This is a genomic window from Streptomyces sp. NPDC014864 (genome assembly GCF_043081525.1).
Taxonomy (GTDB): Bacteria; Actinomycetota; Actinomycetes; order Streptomycetales; family Streptomycetaceae; genus Streptomyces.
Genome location: NZ_JBIBWT010000020.1, coordinates 75,529 through 100,962 on the forward strand (window position 1 = coordinate 75,529; position 25,434 = coordinate 100,962).

A 25,434-nucleotide genomic window follows, 5' to 3' on the forward strand; every position below is an offset into this window, starting at 1 on the left:
AATGTCATGGTGTGTACGGGGTCTGGCGGGGCCGGATGTGCGCAACCGGGGCCTGATCCGATAGCAAGGGCACATGGCGGTCTTCGTCGCGCTCGGCGCGTTCCTGATGACGCTGGCCGGGGGCTGGACGGCACAGCGGGTGACCGACCGCCGCCATCTGGTCCTGGGGCTGGCCGGCGGGCTGATGCTGGGCGTGGTCGGCCTGGACCTGCTGCCGGAGGCCCTGCGCGCCGCGGACACCGAGGTGTTCGGCGTGCCGGCGGCGCTGCTGCTGTTCGTGGCGGGCTTCCTCGTCGCCCACCTGGTGGAGCGCCTGCTGGCCGGCCGCCGGGCGGCGCACGGCGCCGAGGAGCACGTCCACCGCGCGCCCGAGGTGGGCCTGACGGCGGCGGCCGCGATGGTCGGGCACAGCGCCATGGACGGCCTGGCGATCGGCGCGGCCTTCCACGTGGGCAGCGGCATGGGACTCGCCGTCGCGGTGGCCGTCATCGCCCACGACTTCGCGGACGGCTTCAACACCTTCACCCTCACCACCGTCTACGGCAACGAGCGCCGCAAGGCGATCGGGATGCTCGTCGCGGACGCGGTGGCACCCGTGGTGGGCGCGGCCCTGGCCGTCTTCCTCACCATCCCCGAGAAGGTGCTCGGCGGGTATCTCGGCCTGTTCGGCGGGGCCCTGCTCTACCTCGCCGCGGCCGAGATCCTGCCCGAGGCGCACCACGAACACCCGGCCCGCTCGACCCTGCTGTGCACGATCGCGGGCGCGGCCTTCATCTGGCTGGTGGTGGGCCTGGCGGGCTGAGCCAGCCCGGACACGGCTCACAGCTTGCCGCCCCGCCCGCCGTCGCGACGCGCGGGCGCGATCAGCGTCGACAGGTACGGCAGCGTCTCCCCGTCGAGGTCCGAGGCCGGCCGGATCGACTCCTCCGGCAGCCCGAGCGCCGACCCCCACACCGCGTCGCCGATCCGCCCGGTCTCCCGCAGCGCCTCGGCGACCTCGGCCGCCTGCCGCCCGAACTTGTAGGCGACCACCGTGCCCGGACCCGCGAGGGCGTCCTTCAGCACGGCGGACCCGGCGGTGACGGGCACGAGCGTGAGCGGCTCCGTGCCCTCGGTCAGCACGGCCCCCGAACGGGCCGCCAGATCCTGCATCGCGGTGATACCGGGCACGGTCTCCACCACGGTCCCCGGCACCAGCGCGGCGACGGTGTGCGCGAGATAGGTGAAGGTGGAGTACACGTTCGGGTCGCCGATGGTGGCGAAGGCGACGCTGCCACGCTCCCTCAGCAGCCCGGCGACCCGCTCGCCCGCGGCGTCCCAGGCGGCCTCCCGCCGCGCCCGGTCGGTCCGCTCGTTGAGCGCGAACACCACCCGCAGCACCTTCTCCGCGGGCACGTAGTGCAGCACGGTCGCCTCGGCCCGCCCCCGCTCCAGGGTGTCCATCACGGGGACCACGACGACCTCGGCCGCGCGCAGCGCGTTCACACCCTTGACGGTCACCAGCTCCGGGTCGCCGGGCCCGACCCCCACCCCGATCAGCCTGCTGCTCATGACGTCCGGCACCTCTCGACGAACCGACGGGCGACACCGGGCGCGGACGCCCAGTGCGTGTGCAGATAACTCGCGTGCACACCGCGCTGTACGAAACCTTCGACCCGCCGTCGAGGAGCGCGCACGCCCCAGGCTGGGGCCGCCCCCGAGCCGGGCTCGACGACGGTCCGGTGGAACTCGTGGCCCCGCATCCGCTCCCCGGCGGCGGCCAGCACGCTGTCGCCGAGGGCCACGGCGTCCCGGTAGCCGAGCGTGAGCCGCTCGCTCATCCGGGCGGACGCGTCGAGCACCCCGCACATCGCAAGCCCGTCCAGCTCCCGGCACAGGTAGAGCAGCCCGGCGCACTCGGCGGCCACGGGAGCCCCGGACTCCGCGAGGGCCGCGACCGCCTTGCGCAGCGGCTCGTTGGCGGACAGCTCACCGGCGTACACCTCGGGGAAGCCACCGCCGATGACCAAGCCGTTCGTCCCCTCCGGCAGTTGCTCGTCACGCAGGGGATCGAAGGGCACGACCTCGGCGCCCGCGGCGGTCAGGAGTTCCGTGTGCTCGGCGTAGGAGAAGGTGAAGGCCGCACCACCGGCGACGGCAACCCTCGGCCCGTCCTGGGGGTACCCCCTGCTCGGAGAGCTCGGGGGAGTCCGAGGACGAGGCTCTTCAGGCCGAAGCGGGGGTCCGGGGGCGCCAGCCACCGCGGACGGGACGGGAAGGGGCGGAGGGGGCGAAGCGGCCAGGGCCTCGGCCGCGTCCCACGCCGCACACGACAACGCCCCCGCCCCCCGTGCCAACGCCATCAGCGCGTCCAGGTCGCACCCGCCGGACACCTGCGCCGCCATCGCCGCGACCGCGGCCACCGCGTCCGCCCGCCGCTCGGCGACCGGCACCAGCCCCAGATGCCGTGACGGAGTGTCCACCTGCGGCGCCCGCCGCAGCACCCCGAACACCGGCACCCCGACGGAGTCCAGCGCCTCCCGCAGCAGCTCCTCGTGCCGGTCCGAGGCGACCTTGTTCAGGATCACGCCCGCGACCCGCACCTCCGGATCCCAGGACGCGAACCCGTGCACCAGCGCCGCCACGGACCGCGACTGCGACGACGCGTCGACGACCAGCACCACCGGCGCCCGCAGCAGCTTCGCCACCTGGGCGGTGGACGCCAGTTCACCCTCCCCGGCGGCCCCGTCGTACAGCCCCATCACACCCTCGACGACGGCCACGTCGCACCCGCGCGCGCCGTGCGCGAACAGCGGGCCGACGAGCTCCGGCCCGCACAGGTACGCGTCGAGGTTGCGCCCCACCCGCCCGGTGGCGAGCGCGTGGTACCCGGGGTCGATGTAGTCCGGCCCCACCTTGTGCGGGGACACGGCGAGTCCCCGCGCGGTCAGCGCGGCCATCAGCCCCGTGGCGACGGTGGTCTTGCCGCTGCCGGAGGCGGGCGCGGCGACGACCAGCCGGGGCACGGACGAGGAGGACGAGGTCAGCACGGCCTCACCACTCGATGCCTCTCTGGCCCTTCTGGCCCGCGTCCATCGGGTGCTTGACCTTGGACATGTCGGTGACGAGGTCCGCGAAGCCGACCAGCTTCTCCGGCGCGTTCCGCCCGGTGATCACCACGTGCTGGGTGCCCGGCCGGTCGCGCAGCACCTCGACCACCTCGTCGGTGTCGACCCAGCCCCAGTGCATCGGGTACGCGAACTCGTCGAGGACGTACAGCCGGTACGTCTCGGCGGCCAGGTCACGCTTGACCTGCTCCCAGCCCTCGCGGGCCTTCTGCTCGTTGTCCATCTGGGCGTCCCGCTGGACCCACGACCAGCCCTCGCCCATCTTGTGCCAGTCGACCGTGCCGCCCTCGCCGGAGGCGCCCAGCACCCGGAGCGCGTTCTCCTCGCCGACCTTCCACTTGGCCGACTTGACGAACTGGAACACCCCGATCGGCCAGCCCTGGTTCCAGGCGCGCAGCGCCAGCCCGAAGGCGGCCGTCGACTTGCCCTTGCCGACCCCGGTGTGCACGACGACCAGTGGCCGGTTGCGGCGCTGGCGGGTCGTCAGGCCGTCGTCCGGCACGGTACTCGGCTGTCCCTGTGGCATTACGCGGCCCTCCTGGTCCCCTGCACGTCCCTCACCAAGCCGGCGATGCTGTCCGCCCGCAGCTCGTCCAGCGTCACCGCCGTACCGCCCAGCTCGCCCGCGAGCTGTCCGGCCAGGCCCAGCCGCACCGGTCCCGACTCGCAGTCGACGACCACCGACGCGACCTGCTCGGCCGCGAACAGCCGGGCCGCGCGTCCCGCGAGGGCGACCGGCTCCGGGCCGCCGGTGGCCCGCCCGTCGGTCACCACCACCACGAGCCCCCGCCGCGCCGGGTCCCGCAACCGCTCCACCCGCAGCACCTCGTGCGCCTTGAGCAGCCCGGCGGCCAGCGGCGTACGGCCTCCGGTCGGCAGCTTCTCCAGCCGCGCCGCCGCCGCGTCCACGGACGACGTGGGCGGCAGGGCGACCTGCGCGTCCGTGCCGCGGAAGGTCACCAGGCCCACCTTGTCCCGCCGCTGGTAGGCGTCCAGCAGCAGCGACAGCACGGCTCCCTTGACGGCGCCCATCCGCTGCCGGGCCGCCATCGACCCGGAGGCGTCCACCACGAACAGCACGAGGTTGCCCTCGCGGCCCTCCCGGGTCGCCTGCCGCAGATCGTCCCGGCGCACGACCAGCCCCGGCCCGCAGCGGCCCCGCGCCCGCTGGTGCGGGGCCGCGGCCAGGACGGTGGCCGCCAGGTGCAGCTTGGAGAGCGTCCCCCGGGGCCGCCGGGCACCGGTCGTCCTCCCGTGCTCGGTCCGCGCCCGCGAGCGCCGCCCGGCGGCGCCCTCGCCGATCCCGGGCACGCTCAGCACCTTCGCGCGGAAGGGCTCGGCGGCGCGTGCCGGGGCCTGCTCGCCGGAACCCGCGCCGGAGGCCTGCGGTTCCGCGTCCTCCGCGGCCCCCGGCCGCGCGGAGGTGTCGCCGCCGTCCGGGCCGCTGTCCGGCGCCGGCCGGCCGCCGCCTCCGCCCGGCCCGTCCGGACCGGGATCGTCGTCGCCCTCGCCCGCGCCGCCTTCGCCCTCGCCGGAGAACTCCTCCAGCGTCTCGTCCAGCTTGTCCTCGTCCAGCCCCGGCGCGTCGAACGGGTTCCTGCGCCTGCGGTGCGGCAGCGCGAGCAGCGCGGCCTGCCGTACGTCCTCGGCGAGCACGTCGGTGCGGCCCGCCCAGGCCGCCAGCGCGGTCGCCGTACGCGCCATCACGATGTCGGCGCGCATCCCGTCCACCTCGAAGGCGGCACAGGTCGCCGCGATCTGCCGCAGCGCTCCGTCGCCGAGGCGTACCGACGGCAGCAACTCCCTTGCCGCCACGATCCGTTGCCGTACGGTGGCTTCCTCGTCCGCCCATCGCGCGGCGAAGGCGATCGGGTCGTCGTCGTACGCGAGGCGTCGGCGCACCACCTCCACCCGCTGGTCGGGCTCGCGCGAGGCCGCGACCTCCACGGTCAGTCCGAACCGGTCGAGCAGCTGCGGCCGCAGCTCGCCCTCCTCGGGATTCATGGTGCCGACCAGCAGGAAGCGCGCGGCGTGCCGCACGGAGACGCCCTCGCGCTCGACGTACGAGGCGCCCATCGCGGCCGCGTCCAGCAGCAGGTCCACGAGATGGTCGTGGAGCAGGTTGACCTCGTCGACGTAGAGGATGCCGCGGTGCGCGTCGGCGAGCAGGCCCGGCTCGAAGGCCTTCACACCCTCGGCGAGCGCCCGCTCGATGTCGAGGGCGCCCACCAGCCGGTCCTCGGAGGCGCCGACCGGCAGCTCCACCATGCGCGCCGGGCGGGACGCGTACGCCCCCGGCGCGTGCGGTCCGTCCGGGCACGCCGGATCGGGCGCCGCCGGGTCGCAGGAGAACCGGCAGCCGGAGACGACGTCCACCTCCGGCAGCAGCGCCGAAAGCGCCCGCACGGCCGTGGACTTGGCGGTGCCCTTCTCGCCGCGCACCAGTACACCGCCGACCGCCGGGGACACGGCGTTCAGCAGCAGCGCGAGCCGCAGGTCGTCCTGGCCGACGACGGCCGTGAACGGGAACGGGGTACTCACTTCTCGTCGCCCTCCAAGTCGCCTTCGAGCTCCAGATAGGTGGCGCGCAGCCGCTCCAGCGTGTCCGCGTCCGGCTCGGCCCACAGGCCGCGGTCGGCGGCCTCCAGCAGCCGTTCCGTGATGCCGCGCAGCGCCCACGGGTTGGACTTCTTCATGAAGTCCCGGTTCTCCGCGTCGAAGACGTACTCCGCGCTGAGTTTCTCGTACATCCAGTCGTCGACCACCCCGGCCGTGGCGTCGTACCCGAAGAGGTAGTCGACGGTCGCCGCCATCTCGAAGGCGCCCTTGTAGCCGTGCCGCCGCATCGCCGCCATCCATCGCGGGTTGACCACGCGGGCGCGGAAGACGCGGTGGGTCTCCTCGCCGAGGGTCCGCGTCTTCACCTGGTCGGGCACGGCGGAGTCGCCGACGTACGCCTCGGGGCTCGCGCCGGTCAGATGGCGCACCATGGCGACCATGCCGCCGTGGTACTGGAAGTAGTCGTCGGCGTCGACGAGGTCGTGCTCGCGGGTGTCGACGTTCTTCGCCGCCACGGCGATCCGCCGGAACGCCGTCTCCATGTCCCCGCGTGCCGCCTGCCCGTCGAGCCCCCGCCCGTACGCGTAGCCGCCCCACACCGCGTACACCTCGGCGAGGTCGGCGTCCGAGCGCCAGTTGCGGGCGTCGATCAGCGGCAGCAGCCCGGCGCCGTACGCCCCGGGCTTGGAGCCGAAGATCCGGGCCGTGGCCCGCCGCCGGTCGCCGTGCCGCGCCGCGTCCTCGTCCACGTGGGCCCGTACGAAGTTGGACTCGGCGGGCTCGTCCAGCTCCGCCACGGCCCGCACCGCGTCGTCGATCAGCCCGACCACGTGCGGGAAGGCGTCCCGGAAGAAGCCGGAGATGCGGACCGTCACGTCGATGCGCGGCCGGCCGAGCTCCGCGAGCGGGACCACCTCGAAGCCGGTCACCCGGCGCGACGCGTCGTCCCACACCGGGCGGCAGCCCAGCAGGGCGAGGATCTCGGCGATGTCGTCGCCCTGGGTGCGCATGGCGGACGTGCCCCAGACCGTGAGGCCGACCGACTTCGGGTACGCGCCGGTGTCCGTCAGGTACCGCTGCACCAGAGAGTCGGCGAGAGACTGCCCGACCTCCCAACTCAACCTGGACGGAATGGCCTTGGGGTCGACCGAGTAGAAGTTGCGGCCGGTCGGCAGGACGTTGACCAGACCGCGGGTGGGGGAGCCCGACGGGCCCGCCGGGACGTAACCGCCGTTCAGCGCCCGGAGGATGTGGCCGATCTCGTCGGTGGTCCGGGCCAGCCGTGGCACGACCTCGGTGCAGGCGAACTCCAGCACGGCCACGGCGTCCGGGAGTTCGGTGCCGAGGGCTTCACGGACCAGGGCGGGTGCCGCCGAGACGTCCCACGCCCGGGCCTCCATCCCCTCGGCCAGCCGCCGGCACAGCTGCTCCAGCAGGTCGATCGCGTCGGCGGCCGTGCGCGCGGGGCCGTCGACCAGGTCCGTCAGGTCCACCGGCACCTTCACCCGGGCGCCGGGCTCGGCCAGCAACTCCTTCTCCACCAGCCCGAAGTGGGCCGCGATCGAGGCCCGCAGTCCCGGCAGCGCGTTCGACCGGCCGCCCCACACCTGGGAGGCGCGCAGCACGGCGAGCACGAGGTTCACCCGCGGCTCGCCCACCGGGCCGCCGCCCAGGACGTGGAGGCCGTCGCGGATCTGCACGTCCTTGATCTCGCACAGATAGCCGTCGATGTGCATCACGAACTCGTCGAACGTGTCGTCGTCCGGCTGCTCGTCGACGTGCAGGTCGTGGTGCAGCTCGGCGGCCTTCACCAGGGTCCAGATCTGGGCCCGCACGGCCGGGGCCTTCGCCGGGTCCAGATCGGACACGAGCGCGTACTCGTCGAGCAGTTGCTCCAGCTTGGCGAGATCGCCGTAGGTGTCGGCGCGGGCCATCGGCGGCACCAGGTGGTCGACGACGGTGGCGTGGCCACGCCGCTTGGCCTGGGTGCCCTCGCCGGGGTCGTTGACGATGAAGGGGTAGACCAGGGGCAGGTCACCGAGGACGGCGTCCGGCGCGCAGCTCCCGCTCAGCCCGAGCCCCTTGCCGGGCAGCCACTCCATCGTGCCGTGCTTGCCCATGTGGACGATCGCGTCGGCGCCGAAGGAGCTCTCCAGCCAGCGGTAGGCCGCCATGTAGTGGTGCGACGGCGGCATGTCGGGGTCGTGGTAGATCGCGATCGGGTTCTCCCCGAAGCCGCGGGGCGGCTGGATCATCACGACGACGTTCCCGAACCGCAGGGAGGCGAGCACGATGTCGTCGCCGTCGACGTACAGTGAGCCCGGCGGCTCGCCCCACGCGTCGAGCATCGCGGCCCGCAGTTCCGGGTCGAGCTCGTCGAACCAGGAGCGGTAGTCGGCCAGCGGCACGCGCGCGGGCGCGGCGGCCAGCTGCTCCTCCGTCAGCCACTCGACGTCGTGGCCGCCCGCCTCGATGAGCCGGTGGATCAGCTCGTCGCCGTTGTCGGGGTAGTCGGTGAGCGCGTACCCGGCATCCCGCAGGGCGTCGAGGACCCGTACCGCCGAGGCGGGGGTGTCGAGGCCGACCGCGTTGCCGACGCGCGAGTGCTTGGTCGGGTAGGCGGTGAAGACCAGCGCGAGCCTCTTCTCCGCGTTCGGCTTGTGCCGCAGCCGCGCGTGCCGTACGGCGATCCCCGCCACGCGCGCGGCCCGCTCCGGGTCGGCGACGTACACGGGCACGTCGTCGGGGCCCTGCTCCTTGAAGGAGAACGGCACGGTGATCAGGCGCCCGTCGAACTCGGGGATCGCGACCTGCATCGCCGCGTCCATGGGGGACAGGGCGGCGTCGGACTCCTCCCAGGCGGCATGCGAGGAGGTGAGGCAGAGCCCCTGCAGCACGGGGATGTCCAGCTCGGCCAGGGCCCCGACGTCCCAGGACTCCTCGTCGCCGCCCGCGGAGGCCTGCGAGGCGTGGGTGCCGCCGGCGGCGAGCACGGTGGCGACCAGGGCGTCGGCGCGGCCCAGGAGTTCGCACAGCCCCGCGTCCGCGCCGCGCAGCGAACCGCAGTACACCGGCAGGGCGTTGGCGCCGTGCGCCTCGATCGCGTCGCACAGGGTGTCCACGAAGGCGGTGTTGCCGCTCAGTTCGTGGGCCCGGTAGAACAGCACGCCCACGGTCGGGCGGTCCGCGGCGGTCGGGCGGTCGCCGTGGACGCCGTACTCGGGCATCCGCTGCGGCTCGTCGAAGCCCTCCCCGGTGAGCAGCACCGTGTCGGACAGGAAGCGGGCGAGTTCGGCGAGGTTGCCGGGCCCGCCCTCGACGAGGTAGCGCAGCGCTTCGGCGACCACTCCGGCCGGCACCGACGACTCGGCCATCAGCTCCGCGTCCGGCACACTCTCCCCGCCGAGCAGCACGGTCGGGACACCGGACGCCCGCAGCGCGTCGAGTCCGTCCTCCCAGGCCCTTCTGCCGCCGAGCAGGCGTACGACGGCGAGGTCCGCGCCGTCGAGCAGGGCGGGCAGTTCGGTGTCGACGTCGACCCTGGTCGGGTTGCCGATGCGGTACGCGGCGCCGGAGGCCCGCGCCGCCAGCAGATCGGTGTCGGCGGTCGACAACAACAACACTGTGCTCATGCGGGCGCTCCCGGTGGGATGAAGGGCAGTCCTTGCGGCGCGCCGGACTCGATGAGCCGCCACAGCGCGTCCGTGTCCGCGTGCTGTTCGATCAGATCGCCGAGCTTGTCGAGCTGCTCCTCGCGCAGCGCGGCGAAGGAGGTGCCGGGGGCGGGGACGAAACGGCGGCCCGCGGCGGCCGCCACCTCGCGCAGGAAGGCCCGCCGGAAGGCGTCCGACTCCAGCGAGCCGTGCCAGTGGGTGCCCCAGACGCCGCCCACCCGGCAGCCGTCCAGGAAGGGTTCGCCGCCGGTGACCTCGGCGACCCCGTGGTGGATCTCGTATCCCTCGACCCGCTCGCCGAGCGCCTCGCCGACGGGCCGGGCGAGGGTCTTCTCGCGGGCGAACCGCACCCGCACGGGCAGCAGTCCGAGCCCGTCGACGTGCCCGCGGCGGCTCTCGACCTCGTCCTCGATGTGCTCGCCGAGGAGCTGGAAGCCGCCGCAGACGCCGAGCACCGGCCGGCCCTCGGCCGCGCGCCGGGCGAGCGCGTCCGCCAGGCCCCGCTCGCGCAGCCACTCCAGGGCGCGGACCGTGCCGCGGGTGCCCGGGACCACGACGAGGTCCGCGTCGGCCAGTTCCTCGGCCCGGTCCACGAACCGCACCACGACGCCCGGTTCGGCGGCCAGCGCGTCCACGTCGGTGAAGTTGGACATCAGCGGCACGGCGCAGACGGCGACCCGCAGGACGTCCTCACCGAGCGGAGGGGCCACCACGGACTCCCGGACCGCGCCCCGCAGGGACACCCGCAGTCCGTCCTCCTCGTCGATGCCGAGCCCGTGCCGGAACGGCAGCACCCCGTAGGCGCGCCGTCCGGTCAGCCCGTGCAGCATGTCCAGGCCCGGCTCCAGCAGCGAGACGTCCCCGCGGAACTTGTTGACCAGGAACCCGGCGACGAGCTCCTGGTCCTCGGGCGACAGCAGGGCGACGGTGCCGAAGAAGGAGGCGAAGACGCCGCCGCGGTCGATGTCGCCCACCACGAGCACGGGCAGCCGCGCGTTGCGGGCGATGCCCATGTTCACGATGTCGGTGCGGCGCAGGTTGATCTCGGCCGGGCTGCCGGCGCCCTCGCAGATCACCGCGTCGTACGTGCCGCGCAGTTCGGCGAGGCAGTCCAGCACCGTGCCCAGCAGGCGCTGTTGCCGGCCGCCGTGGTACCCGCGCGCGCTCAGCTCGCCGACCGGCCTGCCGAGCAGCACGACCTGGCTGCTCTGCTCGCCGCCCGGCTTGAGCAGCACGGGGTTCATCAGCGCGGTGGGCTCCACCCGGCACGCCTGGGCCTGCATGGCCTGCGCCCGGCCGATCTCGGCGCCCTCGCGCGTCACGAACGAATTGAGGGACATGTTCTGCGCCTTGAACGGCGCGACCTTGACCCCCTGCCGCACCAGCCACCGGCAGATCCCGGCGGTGACGACGCTCTTCCCGGCGTCGGAGGTGGTACCGGCGACGAGCAGCCCGCCGTTCATCCCCTGCGTCCCTTCGCGAGGACGGCGCGCATCGCGAACCGTCCGGCCAACCCGGCGCCCAGGGCGAGCAGGCCCACCCGGCGGGAGAGCCGTACCGCCCGTTCGATGTCACCCACCCGGACGGGGCGTCCCGGTCCGTTGAGCACCGGCCGGTGCTCAACGCGCCCCCCGTACGCGAGGGTGCCGCCGAGCCGCACCCCGAGCGCCCCGGCGAACGAGGCCTCGACCGGACCGGCGTTGGGGCTGGGGTGCCGCCCGGCGTCGGCCCGCCAGGCACGGACGGCCCCGCGCGGATCGGGCCCGGCCGCGGCCGCCAGTACGGCGGTGAGCCGCGCGCCCGGCCACCCGGCGAGGTCGTCCAGGCGCGCGGAGGCCCAGCCGTAGCGCCGGTGGCGCGGCGACTTGTGCCCGACCATGGCGTCCAGGGTGTTGACGGCCCGGAACCCGAGGAGCCCCGGCACCCCGGCGACGGCCCCCCAGGTGAGGGCGCCCACCACGGCGTCGGAGGTGTTCTCGGCGACGGACTCCACGACGGCGCGGGCGATCCCGTCGGCGTCCAGGGCCTCGGGGTCCCGCCCGCACAGATGGGGCAGCCGCGCCCGGGCGGCCTCGACGTCCCCGGCCGCCAGCGCCCGGCCGACGGTCCGCGCCTCCCGCGCGAGCGAGGTCCCGCCGAGCACGGACCAGGTGGCGGCGGCGGTCAGGGCGACGGAGGCGGCGGGGGAGCGGCGTACGGCGGACGCGGCGAGCGCGGCGCAGGCCACGGTGCCGCCCACGCACACCGCGGTGTGCAGCGCCCCCCACCCCCGGTGGTCACGCCACAGCACGGTTTCCACGGCGGCGGCGGCGCGGCCGAACGCGGCCACCGGGTGCCCACGGCGCGGATCGCCGAGGAGCAGGTCGCCGAGAAGGCCGGCGGCGGCGCCGTAGGCGAAGACGCGATCGGCCCCCATCGCCTCAGCCGACCGCGGGGGCGGGCGGGACGTCGCTGGTGAACCTCGGATGGCAGCCGCGCATGGCGATATGTCCTCACTCAGGGTGTCCACGCCCTGGTTCGACGAGACCGGCGGCGAGAGTTCCTGGCTCCCGGGATGTTCGTTCCCCGGTGACAGTGGCGGGACCGCGCCGGATTCGCACCGGCTTCCTCTCCTGCTGCCGTACTTGGCGTGGGCAGTCCACCACGCCCCGCGAACACCCGTCAACTCGCCTTTGACCTGCACCGGGGGACTGAGATGAGGCCCACATCGGCCCGCCGGGGCACGAAAAACGCCCGCCCGGTCCGCGCCGCCGAGGAGGGCGGTGCGGACCGGGCGGGCGACGGGCTGCCCCCGGGCCGGGCGGTGGCCGCGCCGAGGGTCAGGACTTGGCCATGATCAGGTAGATGCCGTAGGCCACGGCGGCGGCGCACGCCGCGAAGCAGACGTACGCGCCGGTGGCGGCGATCGCCCCGCCGCCGTTGCCCTCGGCGGCGGCCCGCTCGCGGCGGGACAGGCCCGCGATGCCGAGGGTGAACAGGGCCACCAGGCCCACCGTGACCGAGAGGCTGACGCCGATGACGGAGCCGATGGCTGCCCAGTCGATCTTCATGGTGATGTTCCTTCTGTAACCGGGTGCTCGGGGCTCAGACGGTGGCGGGCGGATTCGCCCGGTCGGCGGAGGCGGAGGCGGAGGCCTGCGCCGGGACGGAGGCCGCGAGGTCCCCGGTCTCGGGCGCCACGTGTCCCACCGGGGGCGGGGTCACGGCGGCCATGGCCTGGGTCACCACCCCGGCCGGCTCGCCGGTGTGGTTGACGTTCGTGTGGTCGATGACCTCACGGCGCGACAGCTTCCAGATCACGGCGCTGGAGACCACCAGGAAGACGGCCACCACGGCGGTGCCCCAGTCGCCGAGGCCGGTGACGGCCTCCGCACCGGCGCCCACGAGGGCCGCGGCCGGCAGGGTCAGCACCCAGGCCACGAGCATCCGGGTCGCGGTCGACCAGCGGACGACACCGCCCTTGCGGCCGAGGCCCGCGCCCATCACCGAGCCGGAGACGACGTGGGTGGTGGAGAGCGAGAAGCCGAGGTGGGAGGAGGCCAGGATGGCGGTGGCCGCGCTGGTCTGGGCGGCGAAGCCCTGCTGCGGCTCCAGCTCGGTCAGGCCCTTGCCCATGGTCCGGATGATGCGCCAGCCGCCGATGTAGGTGCCGAGCGCGATGGCGAGGCCCGCGGACAGGATGACCCAGGTGGGAGGGTTGGAGCCCGGGGCGATGGCGCCGCCGGCGATCAGGGCGAGGGTGATGACACCCATCGTCTTCTGCGCGTCGTTGGTGCCGTGGGCCAGCGAGACCAGGCCCGCGGAGGCGATCTGGCCCGCGCGGTGGCCCTTGCCGGCGGCCTTGCCGTTCGACTTCCTGCCCAGCGCGTAGCTCAGCCGGGTCGAGAGCATCGCCGCGAGGCCGGCGACGACCGGGGCGGCGACGGCGGGCAGCAGCACCTTGGTGACGAGCACGTCGCCGTGGACCGCGCCGAAGCCGGCCGAGGCGATGGCGGCGCCGATCAGGCCGCCCATCAGGGCGTGCGAGGAGCTGGACGGGAGACCGATGAGCCAGGTCACCAGGTTCCAGAGGATCGCGCCGACCAGGGCGGCGAAGATGACCTCGGGACGGATGCCGGTCTCGTCGACGAGACCCTTGGAGATCGTGTTCGCGACCTCCACGGAGAGGAAGGCGCCCACCAGGTTGAGCACGGCGGACAGAGCCACCGCGACCTTGGGCTTGAGTGCACCGGTGGAGATGGTCGTGGCCATCGCGTTGGCGGTGTCGTGGAAACCGTTCGTGAAATCGAACGCGAGTGCGGTTACTACCACAATCGCGAGGATCAGCGAGAAGCTTTCCATTTACCCAGGCAATCGTTCGAGGTCATTGGCTGGTCGAACGTACGTAACCAGGGTGAACGGAAGATGAACTGGGACGGTCTTCGGGGTGTCCGTAAAAGAGGGTCCGCGCTCCGCCGTAGGCCGCGAGCCGGGGAGGAGATTTCGGTCACCCCGGCCGGGCGGGCCGCCGCCTGGCAGGATCGCGTCATGGCTGAGCAGAAGAGGGACCAGGGGAAGGGGAGGAGCGTGCGCGCCGAGGAGGCCCGGGCCTGGGAGGCGCTGGTCGCCACCGCCCGCCGCACGGCGGCCGAGGGCCTGGTCGTCGGCACCTCCGGCAACGTGTCGGTGCGCGTCGGGGACACCGTGCTGGTCACCCCGTCGGGCGTGCCCTACGACCGGCTCACGCCGGACGACGTGACCGGCGTCGCCCTCGACGGCCGGCAGGTGCTCGGCACCCTGGTGCCGACCAGCGAACTGCCCCTGCACCTCGCGATCCACCGCACCGCCGACGCGGGCGCGGTCGTCCACACCCACGCCGTACACGCGACCGCCGTCTCGACGCTCGTGACCGAGCTGCCGCTGATCCACTACATGGCCGGTGCGCTCGGCGGCCCCGTCCGGGTCGCCCCCTACGCGACCTATGGCACCGAGGAACTGGCCGGGAACATGCTCCGCGCCCTCGAGGGCCGCTCCGGCTGCCTGCTGCAGAACCACGGCACGGTCACCCACGGCGCCACCCTCGACCAGGCCTACGACCGCACGGCCCAGCTGGAATGGATGTGCCGTCTGTGGCTGACGGCGTCCTCCGTGCCGGGACTGACCCCCTCCCTGCTGTCACCGGAGCAACTGGCACAGGCGCAGGAGCGGCTGCGGGGTTACGGGCAGCGGAGGTAGGTCCTCCGCAGGGATGAAAGCCCCTGTTTCCTGGAACCCGCAGGGCATGTCACCCCGACCCTTCCTCCCGCTGGCCGGTGGCCCGGCGCGCCAGGACACTGGACCCGTGCGCTCAGTCAAAGCGACGGCCGCGGCCGTCACCGCGGCCCTGGCGGCCGGCGCCGCCGGCATCGCCGCCGGCCGGCTCGCCAGCGACGCCGCGCTCAAGGCATCCCCGGGCCGGCCCCTGCCCACCGAGCCGCGGCTCACCGTGCACGGCACGGCGCCGGGCCGGATCACGCTCACCCGCGACCTGGCCTCCCTGCGCCCCGGCATCTACGGCCTGTCCGGCGACGGCTCGCACGCCGTCGTCGGTCCCGTGCTGCCGACCGCCCCGCACCGCGCCGACGCCGTCGTGCGCCGCCTGGAACGCGTCACCCACGGCGCCCTGCGCACCCACGACAAGGTCTGGCTCACCCCGAACGTGCACGTCGGCAACCCGGGCTCCGCCCTCGGCCTCGACCACGCCGACATCGACGTCCCCGGCGAACTCGGCCCCCTCCCCGCGTGGTTCGTGCCCGGCGTCCGCGACACCTGGGTCATCACGGTGCACGGCCTGGGCGCCACGCGCGAACTGCCCATGAACCTCATGGGCTTCCTGCACCGCCGCCGCTTCCCGGTGCTGGACCTCGCCTATCGCGGCGACCTCGGCGCGCCCCGCTCCCCGGACGGCCTCAACCACCTCGGCGAGACCGAGTGGCGCGACCTGGACGCGGCGATCCGCTACGCCGTCCGGTACGGCGCCGAGCGCGTCATCCTGTACGGCTGGTCCACCGGCGCCACCATGGCCCTGCGCGCCGCCGCCCACTCGGGCCTGCGCGACCGCGTCTCCGGGCTGGTGCTGGACTCGCCGGTGCTCGACTGGCAGGCGACGCTGCGGGCCCTGGCCACCGCACGGCACACCCCCGCCGCGCTGCTGCCGCTCGCGGTGCGCGCCGCCCAGGGGCGCACCGGGCTCTCCGGCGACCGCCTCGCCGACGTGGCCGACCCGGCCCGGCTCAAGGTGCCGACGATGATCTTCCACGGCCCGGACGACACCGTGGCCCCCTGGCAGCCCTCCCGCCGCCTCGCCGCCCGCCGCCCCGACCTCGTCACCCTGCAGACGGTCACCCGGGCCCCGCACGGAGCCATGTGGAACGCCGACCCGGAGGGCTACGAGGAGGCGCTGCGACGCTTCTTGACCCCCCTCATGTGACAGGTCCCGACCTCTTCTCATGTGACATGGGCCACCAATTCCCGCACGGGAGTTCCCGGTCCGCCGGAGCGGCGGACACGTCCGGCGCGGGGGAGGCGGCCGGCGAGCGGGAGAGGCCGTCGGCGGGCGGGCCCGCCCACAGGGCCGCCCAACCCGTGCGCGGCGGGCCCGCGGGCGGGTGAACGAGGGATGAGTGCGGTGTGCGGGAGGTGTGGACGCGGGGCGGTGGGGGCCGCCCCGTCGGCTCTCCGTGCGGCGGTCCCGGCCGTTCCGTTCCCGGGCGTACCGCTGGCTCGATCATGTCGCGTCGGGCCCGGTGGAACCAGGTGCGTTGGCCATCCCTGTCGCCCCCGGTGACATTCCGTTTGGGTTTTCGGACCGTCAACCGGAAGACTGCACCCGTGACGTCCCGTATCCCGCGCGACTCAAGGCTTCGACTCGTCCGCCCGCGGCCCCTGGCCGCCGCCCCCCGAGCCGTGAACCAGCGGCGCACGCGCCGCCCCGCACCGCGCCCCCCGGAGGGCACCCCGGCACCCGCCGAGCTGGCCAGAATGGCACGCTCCCGCCTGGCGGGAGCGGCCCGCGTCGCCCGCTGGGCCGACGCCGCCCTCGGCCCCGGCCGGGACGGCGCCACCACGGACGGCAGGGCCACCCTCTCGGACGCGACCGCGGAACGGGCGGCCGACGAGCTGGGGCTGACCGCGGTTCAGGTCCGCGCCGAGTGGGACACCGCCCGCCTGGCCGGCCTGGTCGAGGTGCACGGCGACAGCGCCCGCCCCGGCTGGCGGCTGCGCGCCTGGGACCGGGACGACAGCGCCGTCCTGCGCGGCTGGGTGGCCTTCTTCGACGCCTGGTCGCTGGCCTGCCCGGAGCCCGGGGACCACCAGGCCGCCGCGGTCGCCGAGGTCGTCTCGGCCATGCCGCAGGTGCTCTCCCTCCTCCAGCTCTCCGCCGGGCCCGTGCCCGTCGAGCAGCTGCTGGACCTGCTCCGGCAGCGGGTCACCGAACTGCGCACCGAGCGCTGCGAGATCCCCTTCGGACCGCAGCCGGTGCCCGCCGGGGCCGTGGGCACCGCGGCCGCGGCGCCGGACGCCGCGGAGCCGGCCGAGGACGCCCTCCTCGCCCCGCTCCTGGACTGGGCCCTGCGCGCCCTCGCCGCCGTGGGCGCACTCACCTACGGTGACGGACAGGCCACGCTCACCCCGCTCGGCAGCTGGGCCGTCTGGGTCAAGCTGGAACAGATCTGCGTCGCCGCCCAGAGCCCCGCCGGGAACATCGAGCAGTCCGCCGAGAACATGCTGCGCGGCTGCGCCCAGCTGCGGCCGAACGCGGCGCGTGCCGAGTACCGCGCCTGGCTGGCCGCGCGCCCCGTCGGCAGCGCCGTCACCGAACTGCTCGACGCCGCCCGCGGCGAGGACGCCCTGCTGCGCGGCCTGGCCTTCGAGGCCCTGCGGGTCGTCGGCGCCCCGGCCGAGCCCGACGTCCGGGCCGTGCTCGACGAGCCGGCGCTGCGGCCGTACGCCCTGCTGTGGCTGGCGGAGCACGACGGCGTCGACCCGGAGGACGCCCAGGAGGTGCTCACCCGGGAGGAGGCCACCTGGCTGTGGGTGGACACCGCCGCCGCCGTCGCCGACCACGGCGAGGCCCCGATGCTGGTCCGCCACCTGGAGTCCGCGCTCCAGCCCACCGTGCCCGCGCTGCTCGACGAGGTGCGCGCCGTCGGCCATCCGCGCACCGTGCAGGTGCTGGTCGCCCTCGCCGCCGCCCACCCCGACCCGGCCCTGGCCAAGGCCGTCCGCCGGGCCGCCTTCCAGGTGCACACCTGGGGCAGCTAGCTCTCGCCGCCCGGACGGGGCCCCGACGGGGCTCGGTCCCCCTCCCCAGGTGCGGGGGCGCGCCGAAGCGCCGGATGCTCCCGCCGTCGTCCCGCGCCCCGGCGCGGACGCCGGGGCTCGCGCACCCGAAGACCCCGAAAAAGCCCTTGCGCCGCCCCGTTAGACTGGTCCCCATGGCCATTCTCCTCGCGCATTAGACGGCGGGAACGTCCTCAGCCGTCCGCCCGCCAATCCCAGTCCGCCCTGGAGTATGTCCGTGATCACCGCCTCCGGTATCGAGCTGCGCGCCGGTGCCCGCATCCTCATCGAGAACGCCAGCTTCCGCGTCGCCAAGGGCGACCGCATCGGCCTGGTCGGCCGCAACGGCGCCGGCAAGACCACCCTCACCAAATGCCTGGCCGGCGAGGGCCTCCCGGCCGGCGGCACGATCACCCGCTCCGGTGAGGTCGGCTACCTCCCGCAGGACCCGCGCACCGGCGACCTCGACATCCTCGCCCGCGACCGCATCCTCTCCGCGCGCGGCCTCGACGTGCTGATCCGCAAGATGCGCGACAACGAGCAGCGGATCGCCAACGGCAAGGGCGCCACGCGCGACAAGGCGATGAAGCAGTACGAGCGCCAGGAGACCGAGTTCCTCACCAAGGGCGGATACGCCGCCGAGGCCGAGGCCGCCACCATCGCCGCCGCGCTCAACCTGCCCGACCGGGTGCTCGGCCAGCCCCTGCACACCCTCTCCGGCGGTCAGCGCCGCCGTATCGAGCTGGCCCGGATCCTGTTCTCCGACGCGGACACCCTGCTGCTCGACGAGCCGACCAACCACCTCGACGCGGACTCGATCGTCTGGCTGCGCGACTACCTGAAGACCTACCGCGGCGGCTTCATCGTCATCTCCCACGACGTCGACCTGGTCGAGACGGTCGTCAACAAGGTGTTCTACCTGGACGCCAACCGCTCCCAGATCGACGTCTACAACATGGGCTGGAAGCTCTACCAGCAGCAGCGCGAGGCGGACGAGAAGCGCCGCAAGCGGGAGCGGGCCAACGCCGAGAAGAAGGCCTCCGCACTCAACGCGCAGGCCGACAAGATGCGCGCCAAGGCCACCAAGACGGTCGCCGCGCAGAACATGGCCCGCCGCGCGGACAAGCTGCTCGCCGGTCTGGAGGCCGTGCGCCAGAGCGACAAGGTCGCCAAGCTCCGCTTCCCCGAGCCCGCGCCCTGCGGCCGGACCCCGCTGATGGCCGAGGGCCTGTCGAAGTCGTACGGCTCTCTGGAGATCTTCACCGACGTCGACCTGGCCGTCGACAAGGGGTCCCGGGTCGTCATCCTCGGTCTGAACGGCGCCGGCAAGACCACCCTGCTGCGCCTGCTCGGCGGCGTGGAGCAGCCCGACACCGGCGCGGTCGTCCCCGGTCACGGTCTCAAGCTCGGCTACTACGCGCAGGAGCACGAGACCCTCGACCCGGACCGCACGGTCCTGGAGAACATGCGCTCGGCCGCCCCCGACATGGACCTCGTCGAGGTCCGCAAGGTGCTGGGCTCCTTCCTCTTCTCCGGCGACGACGTCGACAAGCCGGCCGGCGTCCTCTCCGGCGGCGAGAAGACCCGCCTCGCCCTCGCCACCCTCGTCGTCTCCTCGGCGAACGTGCTGCTGCTCGACGAGCCCACCAACAACCTCGACCCCGCCAGCCGCGAGGAGATCCTCGGCGCGCTGCGCACCTACAAGGGCGCGGTCGTCCTCGTCACACACGACGAGGGCGCGGTGGAGGCGCTTCAGCCGGAGCGGATCATCCTGCTCCCCGACGGCGTCGAGGACCTGTGGGGCGCCGGCTACGCGGACCTCGTGGCCCTCGCCTGAGCCCCGCCCGCGGAGTGATCCACTGCCGGTGGATCATTCGGCCCATCGGTGATCCATCATCTGTGTGAGATCTCCTGGTACCGCGGTGTGTCCTGCATCGATTTCCCGGCCGAGCCCTTATCTCCCAAGGGTTCGGCCGCCGCGCGCCGCTGACCTGGAACTTCGCGGAACAACCCGTTCGGCGGTACGCGCGGCCGCGTGCGGAATGGGCAATTCCGTATGTGGGGACGCACTCCCGTCGTCACAAGCCTGTCTCACGGACCTTGCCGAATGGGTGGCCATCCCGCCCCGGAGGGGTGATCATGAGGAGACCAGAGCGCACTTCCCATGAGGAGGCACGGGTGGCCGAGACTCTGAAGAAGGGCAGCCGGGTGACCGGCGCCGCGCGCGACAAGCTCGCGGCAGACCTGAAGAAGAAGTACGACGCCGGTGCGAGCATTCGGGCGTTGGCCGAGGAGACCGGCCGCTCGTATGGCTTCGTCCACCGGATGCTCAGCGAATCGGGCGTCACGCTCCGTGGGCGTGGCGGGGCGACGCGGGGCAAGAAGACCACGTCGGCCTGACCTCGGGCGGCCCATCGGCTTCGACGGTGGCCACCCGGTCGGTCACGCGATCGGCCGGGTGGTTACTGTGCAGTCACTTAGGATGCCTCGCACGGCATCCCGGCTGACCGCACCCATCGGAGGCGCCCCATGGCTTCGACCGAGCACGACCTCGATCCGGTACTCGACAAGGACGGCGTACGGCTCACCGTCGACGGCGCGATCGCCACGGTGACGCTGACCAACCCGGCCAAACGCAACGCGCAGAGCCCCGCTCTGTGGCGGGCGCTCACCGAGGCCGGGCGGCTGCTGCCGGGTTCCGTCCGCGTCGTGCTGCTGCGCGCCGAGGGCAAGTCGTTCTCGGCGGGGCTGGACCGGCAGGCGTTCACGCCGGAGGGCTTCGACGGCGAGCCGTCGTTCATCGACCTCGCCCGCGGCGGCGACGCGGAGCTCGACGCGACCATCGCCGAGTACCAGGCGGCGTTCACCTGGTGGCGGCGCAACGACATCGTGTCCGTCGCCGCGGTCCAGGGGCACGCCATCGGCGCGGGCTTCCAGCTGGCCCTGGCCTGCGACCTGCGCGTGGTCGCCGACGACGTGCAGTTCGCCATGCGCGAGACCAGCCTCGGGCTGGTGCCGGACCTCACCGGCACGCATCCGCTGGTGGGTCTCGTCGGGTACGCCCGTGCCCTGGAGATCTGCGTGACCGGCCGGTTCGTGACCGCCGAGGAGGCGGTGCACACCGGGCTGGCGAATCTCGCCGTGCCCGTCGACCAGCTCGACGGCACGGTACGGGACCTGGCCGCGGCGCTCCTCGCCGCGCCCCGCGACGCGGTGATCGAGACCAAGACGCTGCTGCGCGGCGCCCAGGAGCGCACGTACGAGGAACAGCGCACCGCCGAGCGCGCCTCCCAGGCCCGCAGGCTGCGGGACCTGGCCGGCGTCGGCGAATGACCGCGCGCTGACCACCGCCGCGCGAGGGGACGGTCCCCGCGGGCGTGCTGCCGGCCCGCCGCGGAGACGGGCATGTCTCCTGTGTCCCTCGCGCGGGTGGTTCCTCAGTCGATCGCGGTGACCACCACGGCCACGCTCGGGTGATCCGGCAGCGCCTCCGCGACCGCCGCGCGGATCTGCCGGGCCACCTCCACGGCCCGCTGATCCGCGCGGAGCGCCACCTCCACCCGCACATGCCGGTGCGGCAGCGCGGCCGCCCCCCGCCGCTCCTCGATGTGCACCGGCCGGCCCAGTCCGCCGAGCGCGCCGGCCAGCCGCAGGACACCCGGGACGGCCAGCACGGCCTCGGACACCAGGGTCGCGTCGGTGCCCGCGTGACCCTCGCCCCGGCCGCCCTCGCCGCCCTCCGGACTCCCGGCGCCTGCAGCGCCTCCGGCTCCCTCGGCACCTCCTCCGTTCGGGGCGGTGCGGCCGGTGCCGGCCGGGCCGCCGACCGCGGCAGCCCCCGCACCCTCGGCTTCCTGGGCCCGCTCGGTCCTCCCCTCGTAGCCCGCAGCCTCCTCGGCTTCACCGGTGTCCCCGGTCAGCAGAGCCGTCACCCGCAGGTCGATGTCGGTCACCGTCAGGCCGAGGGCCTGTGCCGCGGCCGTCGCCAGGGTCTCCCGCAGACGTGCCGCCGTGGTGGGCAGCGGCTCGTCCGCCGTCGCGGCGAAGTCCGCCAACACGCGCAGGTCACTGGGCGGCAGCGCGCTCGGCGGAGCGGGGACGACCGGGTCACGGGCACTCTCAGGGTCGGCCACGGTGATGCGCAGGGGCCCCAGGCGTACCCCCGGTGTGCGCCCGGCCGCCCGCCGCAGTACGGCCTCGGCCGCCCGCTCCGTGATCCACGCGCCGTCACTCGGTCCGCCCAGCGGCAGGAGCCTGCCGAGCGCCAGCTGGTGCCGTACCGTCCGCGTCCATCCGTCCGCCGTCATTGCTCCAGCCTGCCGCATCGCGGGCGCGCGACACGGCAAGGCCACTTACGGTGGTTGTGGGACGACCGAAAGGGGCGTACGGCGATGACCGATATGACGGAGCCGAACCGGGCGCGCACGGCCGAGGGCGGGACGGACGTGCCGGAGACGAGTGCCGCCCGCAAGGGCCAGGCGACGCGCCGTGGCTTGGGCGACCCCGGTGGTCGGGGGCGCACCACCATCGCCGACGGCGTCGTGGAGAAGATCGCCGGACTCGCCGCGCGCGACGTGCTGGGCGTGCACGCCATGGGCAGCGGTATTTCGCGGACCTTCGGGGCCGTGCGGGACCGCGTGCCGGGCGGCGCGAAGTCGGTGACCCGGGGTGTGAAGGCCGAGGTCGGCGAGGTGCAGACCGCGCTCGACCTGGAGATCGTCGTCGACTACGGGGTGTCGATCACCGATGTGGCGCGCGACGTCCGGGAGAACGTGATCGCGGCCGTGGAGCGGATGACCGGCCTGGAAGTGGTCGAGGTCAACATCGCCGTGAGCGATGTGAAGCTTCCGGAGGAAGAGGAGGAGGAACCGGAGCCGCGGATCCAGTGAGGGCCCCGGTGACCGATCCTGTGTCACCCCGGTGGGGGCACGCCTCCCCGGGACAACCGCACGGGCCTCGACGGCAGTGAAGCTACGGCAGTGGAGCTGAGGAGCGCACCATGAGCATGGCCGTGGTCGGCATGATCGCCGGCCTGGCATTGGGCTTCGCCGGGTACTTCGGCGGGTTCGGTGCCTTTCTGCTGGTGGCGGCCCTGGGCGCCGTCGGGTTCGTCGTCGGCCGGTTCCTGGAAGGGGACCTGGAGCTGGGCGACTTCTTCCGCTCCCGTGACAACCGCCGGCGGTGACCTCCGTGAGCGGCGGGGCGGGTGAGCTCCGCAAACCTCCGGCCGCCGGAGCCGCCGCCCCCCGGCTCGCCGCCGTGGGGCCGCCGAGTTCCGTCGCGCCGGGTGAGCGGGGCGCGCTCCGCATCGCCGACCGGGTCGTCGCGAAGATCGCCGCGCAGGCCGCCCGCGAGGCGCTCGGCCCGCTGCCGCCGGACGTCGCGCCCCCGCACGCCATGGTGGCCGTGCACCACGACGCCGCGCACATCCACATCCACCTCGACCTCGCCTACCCGTGCGACGTCGGCGGCCGGTGCCGCGCGGTGCGTCGTCAAGTGGAGGAGCGGGTAGGCGCGTTGGTGGGAATGCGGGTGCCGGAGGTCGCCGTCCGCGTGGAGCGGCTGCATCTGGTGCCCGCGCACGGCGCGGTACAGGGGAGGACGCGATGAGCGAGCCCTTGGGCTCCGAGAACTCCACCAGGCCCCTGCCTGTCCTGGAGAAGGCGGCGGACGCCGGACCGGGCGGGTCGGCGGCACCGGCCGCGCACGAGCCCGTCCTCGACGGGCAGGACGGAGGCGGTCGCCGCTTCTGGTCCGCCCGCCGTATCCCCGCGGCCGTCGTCGCAGCGCTGCTGCTGATCGTCGCCGCCGCGTTCCTGTACGACATCGCCGCCGTGCGCGCCCACCGTCCCGCCATGCGCTGGCGCCGCGAGCTGGCCCGGCAGCTGGCCGCGCGGCCCCTGGACGACACCTGGGTGCTGGTCGGCGCCGGCGTCGCCGCGGGCCTCGGCCTGTGGCTGATCGTGCTGGCGCTCACCCCGGGGCTGCGCCGGCTCCTGCCGATGCGGCGCACGCACCCCGACGTCCGCGCGGGGCTGCACCGGGAGGCGGCCGCGCTGGTGCTGCGCGACCGGGCCATGGAGATCTCCGGTGTGCAGTCCGTCCGCGTCCGACTGCACCGGCGCAGGGCCGACGTGCGCGCGGTCGCGCACTTCCGCGAACTCGACGACGTACGCGCCGACCTGGACACCGTGCTCACCGAGGCGGTCACGGGGCTGGGGCTGGCCCGGCCGCCGGCCCTGAAGGTGCACGTCGTCCGGCCCGGACGGAAGGGGTGAGGGCCGTGATCGGGGTCGTCAACCGGGTACTGATCGGACTGGTCGGGCTGGTGCTGCTCGTGGTCGGCGGCTCGGTGCTCGCCGTCGGGCTGGGAGTGCGGCCGCCCGCGTGGTGGATCCACGGCGGGCGGCACGACGTGCTGCTGAGCACCGCCGAACGGACCAGGTGGCGGGAGACCGGCTGGTGGTGGCCGGCCGTCATCGCGGCGCTGGCCGTGCTCCTGCTGCTCTCCCTGTGGTGGCTGGCGGCAGTGCTGCGCCGGCGCCGGCTCACCGAGGTCCTCGTCGACACCGGCGACGGCGAGGGCGCGCTGCTGCGGGGGCGGGCCCTGGAGGGCGTCCTGGCCGCGGACGCGGAGGGGATGGACGGCGTCGAACGGGCCCACGTCCGCCTCACCGGCCGCCGGGACGCCCCTGCGACCCATGTACGGCTCCTGCTGGAGCCCCACGTGGATCCGGGGACGGCCCTGTACGAGCTGACGGACGGGGCCCTGGCCCGTGCGCGGGACTCGGCGGCCCTCGCATCCCTCCCGGCCGAGGTCCGGCTGCTGGGCGTCAAGCACCGCGCGGAGCGGGTGAGCTGACGGCGGGCGGGGAGGCACGCGGTTCCGCCCACTGTCCGCCGTGCCCGGCCCGCCGGCTCGTCGTCCCCCGCACGCCCCCCCGTGGAGCGCGGCCCCCTTGGGCACGCGGGCCGCCCCTGGGACGCGGGCAGTCCCGGAGCCGCGCGGCCCCCGCGGGCGGGGCCCCGTCGCGCTCAGAACCCGTGCCGCATCCCGCCGTCCACCGGCAGCATCACGCCCGTCAGATACGAGGCGGCAGGGGACAGCAGGAACGCCGCCGTGCGCCCGAACTCCTCCGGCGTCCCGTACCGGCGCAGCGGAATCCGCGCCTCGTTCGCCGCCCGCGTCGCCTCGGGGTCCGCCGACAGCCCGTCCAGCTCGCGCACCCGGTCCGTGTCGATGCGGGACGGAAGCAGGCCGACGACCCGGATGCCGCGCGGGCCCAGCTCGTCCGCGAGCGACTTGGCGAACCCGGCGAGACCGGGACGCAGCCCGTTGGAGATGGTCAGCCCCGGGATCGGCTCGTGCACCGAGCCGGACAGCACGAACCCGATGACACCGCCCGCCTCCAGCTCCGCGGCGGCCGCGCGGGCCAGTCGCACCGCCCCCAGGAACACGGACTCGAACGCCGCCTGCCACTGCTCGTCGGTGTTGTCGGCGACGAAGCCGGGCGGCGGACCGCCCACGCTGACGAGGACGCCGTCGAAGCCGCCGAAGTGCTCGCGGGCCGCCGCGATCAGGCGCGCGGCGGCCTCCGGTTCCGCGTTGTCCACGGCCACCCCGACGGCGCCCGCGCCCAGCTCGGCCGCCGCGTCGGCTACCCGCCGCTCGTCCCGCCCCGTGATGACCACCTTCGCCCCGTCGGCGACGAGCTCGCGCGCGGCCGCGTTGCCCAGTCCGCGCGTGGCCCCGGTGACGACGTACACCCGGTCCTTCAGTCCAAGATCCATGG

Annotated in this window: 23 protein-coding genes and 1 riboswitch; of the genes, 12 read left to right on the forward strand and 11 right to left on the reverse strand. The window is 74.4% G+C overall.

The genetic code is table 11. From position 1 onward, the window contains the following. Positions 1-73 precede the first annotated feature (73 nt). Entirely contained in the window at positions 74-802 is a 729-nt protein-coding gene (locus ACF1A5_RS29105; RefSeq protein ID WP_392195854.1) for a ZIP family metal transporter, read from the forward strand. A 17-nt stretch (positions 803-819) separates the two neighbouring features. Here the strand turns inward: ACF1A5_RS29105 and cobI are convergent, their stop codons facing one another. From cobI to ACF1A5_RS29150, 9 genes are all read right to left on the reverse strand, one after another. Then, positions 820-1,551: a precorrin-2 C(20)-methyltransferase gene (gene cobI, locus ACF1A5_RS29110; RefSeq protein ID WP_392195855.1), complete on the reverse strand. Its 732-nt coding sequence runs from the start codon at positions 1,549-1,551 to the stop codon at positions 820-822. Further along, a complete protein-coding gene (locus ACF1A5_RS29115) occupies positions 1,548-3,029 on the reverse strand; it encodes a cobyrinate a,c-diamide synthase (RefSeq protein ID WP_392195856.1) in 1,482 nt (493 codons plus the stop codon). The genes cobI and ACF1A5_RS29115 overlap by 4 nt, the downstream gene beginning before the upstream one ends. Before the next feature lie 4 nt (positions 3,030-3,033). Further along, a complete protein-coding gene (cobO, locus tag ACF1A5_RS29120) occupies positions 3,034-3,633 on the reverse strand; it encodes a cob(I)yrinic acid a,c-diamide adenosyltransferase (protein WP_392195857.1) in 600 nt (199 codons plus the stop codon). Then, positions 3,633-5,648, reverse strand: coding sequence for a putative cobaltochelatase (locus ACF1A5_RS29125; RefSeq protein ID WP_392195858.1), 2,016 nt, complete (start codon positions 5,646-5,648; stop codon positions 3,633-3,635). Before ACF1A5_RS29125 ends, cobO begins: the two co-directional genes overlap by 1 nt. Continuing rightward, positions 5,645-9,298 carry a cobaltochelatase subunit CobN gene (gene cobN / locus ACF1A5_RS29130; RefSeq protein WP_392195859.1) on the reverse strand — a complete coding sequence of 1,218 codons (3,654 nt, stop codon included), beginning with the start codon at positions 9,296-9,298 and terminating at the stop codon, positions 5,645-5,647. Before cobN ends, ACF1A5_RS29125 begins: the two co-directional genes overlap by 4 nt. Then, positions 9,295-10,803 carry a cobyric acid synthase gene (locus tag ACF1A5_RS29135; RefSeq protein WP_392195860.1) on the reverse strand — a complete coding sequence of 503 codons (1,509 nt, stop codon included), beginning with the start codon at positions 10,801-10,803 and terminating at the stop codon, positions 9,295-9,297. Before ACF1A5_RS29135 ends, cobN begins: the two co-directional genes overlap by 4 nt. Further along, positions 10,800-11,756, reverse strand: a complete 957-nt coding sequence (locus ACF1A5_RS29140; protein ID WP_392195861.1) for a cobalamin biosynthesis protein — start codon at positions 11,754-11,756, stop codon at positions 10,800-10,802. Before ACF1A5_RS29140 ends, ACF1A5_RS29135 begins: the two co-directional genes overlap by 4 nt. 99 nt (positions 11,757-11,855) lie before the next feature. Further along, positions 11,856-11,999, reverse strand: a riboswitch (cobalamin riboswitch). A 160-nt stretch (positions 12,000-12,159) separates the two neighbouring features. Continuing rightward, positions 12,160-12,390, reverse strand: a complete 231-nt coding sequence (locus tag ACF1A5_RS29145; protein ID WP_392195862.1) for a hypothetical protein — start codon at positions 12,388-12,390, stop codon at positions 12,160-12,162. A 34-nt stretch (positions 12,391-12,424) separates the two neighbouring features. Beyond that, the gene (locus tag ACF1A5_RS29150; protein WP_392195863.1) at positions 12,425-13,681 is read right to left on the reverse strand and encodes an anion permease; all 1,257 of its coding nucleotides are present in this window, start codon (positions 13,679-13,681) and stop codon (positions 12,425-12,427) included. A gap of 186 nt (positions 13,682-13,867) precedes the next feature. On the opposite strand from ACF1A5_RS29150, the gene ACF1A5_RS29155 reads away from it, so the two are divergent. The 6 genes from ACF1A5_RS29155 (at position 13,868) to ACF1A5_RS29180 (ending at position 20,974) form a co-directional block, all read left to right on the forward strand. Further along, on the forward strand, positions 13,868-14,554 hold the full coding sequence (locus ACF1A5_RS29155; protein ID WP_392195864.1) for a class II aldolase/adducin family protein: 687 nt from the start codon (positions 13,868-13,870) through the stop codon (positions 14,552-14,554). Positions 14,555-14,660: 106 nt separating this feature from the next. Then, positions 14,661-15,788: an alpha/beta hydrolase family protein gene (locus ACF1A5_RS29160; protein ID WP_392195865.1), complete on the forward strand. Its 1,128-nt coding sequence runs from the start codon at positions 14,661-14,663 to the stop codon at positions 15,786-15,788. Positions 15,789-16,189: 401 nt separating this feature from the next. After that, entirely contained in the window at positions 16,190-17,623 is a 1,434-nt protein-coding gene (locus ACF1A5_RS29165) for a hypothetical protein (protein WP_392195866.1), read from the forward strand. Between the two features lie 256 nt (positions 17,624-17,879). Continuing rightward, positions 17,880-19,478, forward strand: a complete 1,599-nt coding sequence (locus ACF1A5_RS29170) for an ABC-F family ATP-binding cassette domain-containing protein (RefSeq protein ID WP_392195891.1) — start codon at positions 17,880-17,882, stop codon at positions 19,476-19,478. Between the two features lie 341 nt (positions 19,479-19,819). Then, positions 19,820-20,041 carry a helix-turn-helix domain-containing protein gene (locus ACF1A5_RS29175; protein ID WP_392195867.1) on the forward strand — a complete coding sequence of 74 codons (222 nt, stop codon included), beginning with the start codon at positions 19,820-19,822 and terminating at the stop codon, positions 20,039-20,041. Between the two features lie 129 nt (positions 20,042-20,170). Further along, complete coding sequence (locus tag ACF1A5_RS29180; protein ID WP_392195868.1) at positions 20,171-20,974, forward strand: enoyl-CoA hydratase/isomerase family protein; 804 nt, start codon at positions 20,171-20,173, stop codon at positions 20,972-20,974. 104 nt (positions 20,975-21,078) lie between these two features. Here the strand turns inward: ACF1A5_RS29180 and ACF1A5_RS29185 are convergent, their stop codons facing one another. Next, positions 21,079-21,948, reverse strand: coding sequence for a nucleopolyhedrovirus P10 family protein (locus ACF1A5_RS29185; protein ID WP_392195869.1), 870 nt, complete (start codon positions 21,946-21,948; stop codon positions 21,079-21,081). A gap of 84 nt (positions 21,949-22,032) precedes the next feature. Here ACF1A5_RS29185 and ACF1A5_RS29190 point away from each other — a divergent pair, with 84 nt between their 5' ends. From ACF1A5_RS29190 to amaP, 5 genes are all read left to right on the forward strand, one after another. Beyond that, complete coding sequence (locus ACF1A5_RS29190) at positions 22,033-22,530, forward strand: Asp23/Gls24 family envelope stress response protein (protein WP_392195870.1); 498 nt, start codon at positions 22,033-22,035, stop codon at positions 22,528-22,530. Between the two features lie 110 nt (positions 22,531-22,640). After that, complete coding sequence (locus ACF1A5_RS29195) at positions 22,641-22,826, forward strand: hypothetical protein (RefSeq protein ID WP_356186672.1); 186 nt, start codon at positions 22,641-22,643, stop codon at positions 22,824-22,826. Continuing rightward, a complete protein-coding gene (locus tag ACF1A5_RS29200; RefSeq protein ID WP_392195871.1) occupies positions 22,823-23,251 on the forward strand; it encodes a hypothetical protein in 429 nt (142 codons plus the stop codon). Before ACF1A5_RS29195 ends, ACF1A5_RS29200 begins: the two co-directional genes overlap by 4 nt. Next, positions 23,248-23,919: a DUF6286 domain-containing protein gene (locus tag ACF1A5_RS29205; protein WP_392195872.1), complete on the forward strand. Its 672-nt coding sequence runs from the start codon at positions 23,248-23,250 to the stop codon at positions 23,917-23,919. Before ACF1A5_RS29200 ends, ACF1A5_RS29205 begins: the two co-directional genes overlap by 4 nt. A gap of 5 nt (positions 23,920-23,924) precedes the next feature. Further along, the gene (gene amaP / locus ACF1A5_RS29210; protein ID WP_392195873.1) at positions 23,925-24,503 is read left to right on the forward strand and encodes an alkaline shock response membrane anchor protein AmaP; all 579 of its coding nucleotides are present in this window, start codon (positions 23,925-23,927) and stop codon (positions 24,501-24,503) included. 173 nt (positions 24,504-24,676) lie between these two features. On the opposite strand, the gene ACF1A5_RS29215 is transcribed toward amaP, so the two are convergent. Beyond that, entirely contained in the window at positions 24,677-25,432 is a 756-nt protein-coding gene (locus tag ACF1A5_RS29215; RefSeq protein ID WP_392195874.1) for an SDR family oxidoreductase, read from the reverse strand. Positions 25,433-25,434: the final 2 nt, after the last annotated feature.